The sequence below is a fragment of the Pseudomonas sp. Ma2-10 genome (assembly GCF_054330215.1).
Window position 1 is genome coordinate 1 of record NZ_JBTEYL010000069.1, and the last position, 1,575, is coordinate 1,575.

The 1,575-nt window shown below is 54.0% G+C and carries 2 protein-coding genes and 1 pseudogene; all 3 read left to right on the forward strand.

Features of this window, described 5'->3' with window-relative positions:
- Positions 1-919 (forward strand): colicin E3/pyocin S6 family cytotoxin (locus ACXPVS_RS27295; protein ID WP_458512649.1); only part of this gene is annotated, 919 nt, incomplete at its 5' end.
- A 14-nt stretch (positions 920-933) separates the two neighbouring features.
- Positions 934-1,173, forward strand: a complete 240-nt coding sequence (locus ACXPVS_RS27300) for a pyocin S6 family toxin immunity protein (protein WP_458512650.1) — start codon at positions 934-936, stop codon at positions 1,171-1,173.
- A 243-nt stretch (positions 1,174-1,416) separates the two neighbouring features.
- Positions 1,417-1,575: pseudogene (locus ACXPVS_RS27305) on the forward strand (toxin); the annotation flags it as partial.

The following is a 1,575-nucleotide window of genomic DNA, read 5'->3' on the forward strand; positions in this document are numbered from 1 at the left end:
AATGGTGCCCACCGACAGCCTCAAGGACTACGGAGAAGTAGCCTGGCTCGGTGCTCGCGAGGTAGACGATGCGGGGCTGCTGAATCTCGAAACCATCAGCGGCAGTACCGTCTCGCTCGGTATTGGCCGACTTGCACTGCGTACGCCGACTCTCGTCATTCCGGCCGCAGCACTCGGCGTTACTGGAGCTACCGTATTGGCCGGTCTGGCCGCAATTTTCTGGGTACCCGGCCTGGACGACAGCGCCCTCTACACCGAAGAACAATTACGGACCCTAGAACAGGCCCGCACCCGCGTTCGGCTGAGAGTCGAGCAACAGGCTGACGGCAGTCTCAAGGGATACGGTTTCTACACCGGCAAGAACCGCGATTGGGAAATGGTTGATGTCGTGCAGTTCAGCTTGCGCGGCAGTCAGCAGGTGGCGGATCTCGGGGATGGTGTTGAGCTGATCTGGACACCGGCTGTGGATGGTTCAGACATCCTCGGTATTCCCGCGCTGGAAGCAGCTCCGCAAGCACCGCACATTTGGGTTTATCCGCCGACGAAAGCGGCTGACAGCATCATCGTGAATCCGGTGTATCCGCCAAAGTACAAGGATTTCATTCTTGTGTTTCCGGCAAACTCGGGGGTGAAGCCGGTTCACATTGTGGTGAGTGCTTCTGATCATAAATATCATCAGGCACCAAAGGGTCTTACTGCCTTTCCTGATGCAGTGAAAGACAAAGCAAGGAGCAACGTTCAAGGTGGGGGCGGACTGCGCAAACGCTGGAAAGACCACAAGGGGCGGATTTACGAGTGGGATAGCCAACATGGGGCGATTGAAATGTATGACAAGCGAGGAAAGCATCTAGGCGAATTCGACCCTGAAACAGGGGAACAGACCAAGCCCGCAAAACCAGGAAGAACCACTCCTAAATAGACTGAGAGGTAGTTATGTATTTGTGCATTACGGGATTTTTGCCTGACAGCTTTGAAGATAGCTCGCTGAAATATGAGTTTGATGTAGATACTGCCTTTAACGACCAGATTGTGCAGCTCCTCGGCCATAAAAACCTAAACGAAATGGCAAGCGGAGAATGGCTATTAACAGCTGAGCAAGCCCAGAAAATTGGTGCTTTGATCAATCAACCCATCCCCCGAGACCTTGAAATATTTATTGGAGTTGAGGCGTAGCTCCACGGGCACCGAGACCACTAAGGCGAGTTCGACGAGCCCTGGAAAATTCGATCAACTTTGCAAACGCCTGATTCGTGGTCTGAGAAAGTATGCTGGACAACAGTACCTACTGAATTGCCAACCCTATCGAACTCTCCCAGCAATTTTGAAGACTAGTCCTACAGCCACGATTGACCTCGTTCGTTAACGTCTCACAGCCCCTTTTTTGGGGCTGTCGACGTACGAACGCAAGGAAGATCAGTGGCTGGCACTAAGGACATTCCCCGGGTTCAGAACCCACCGTCAGGCGACGGGCATCACGTCACTCACCGCTTCATGACGGCCACCGAACTGGCCGCGCGGGAGGCCAGACAAAACGCATACGACGCGATGCTCGCAAGGCAAGACGCCTTCGAACGG

Bases quoted from the DNA above. Each gene is read 5' to 3' on its own strand.
- ACXPVS_RS27300 (WP_458512650.1), top strand. From the start codon at position 934: ATGTATTTGTGCATTACGGGATTTTTGCCTGACAGCTTTGAAGATAGC.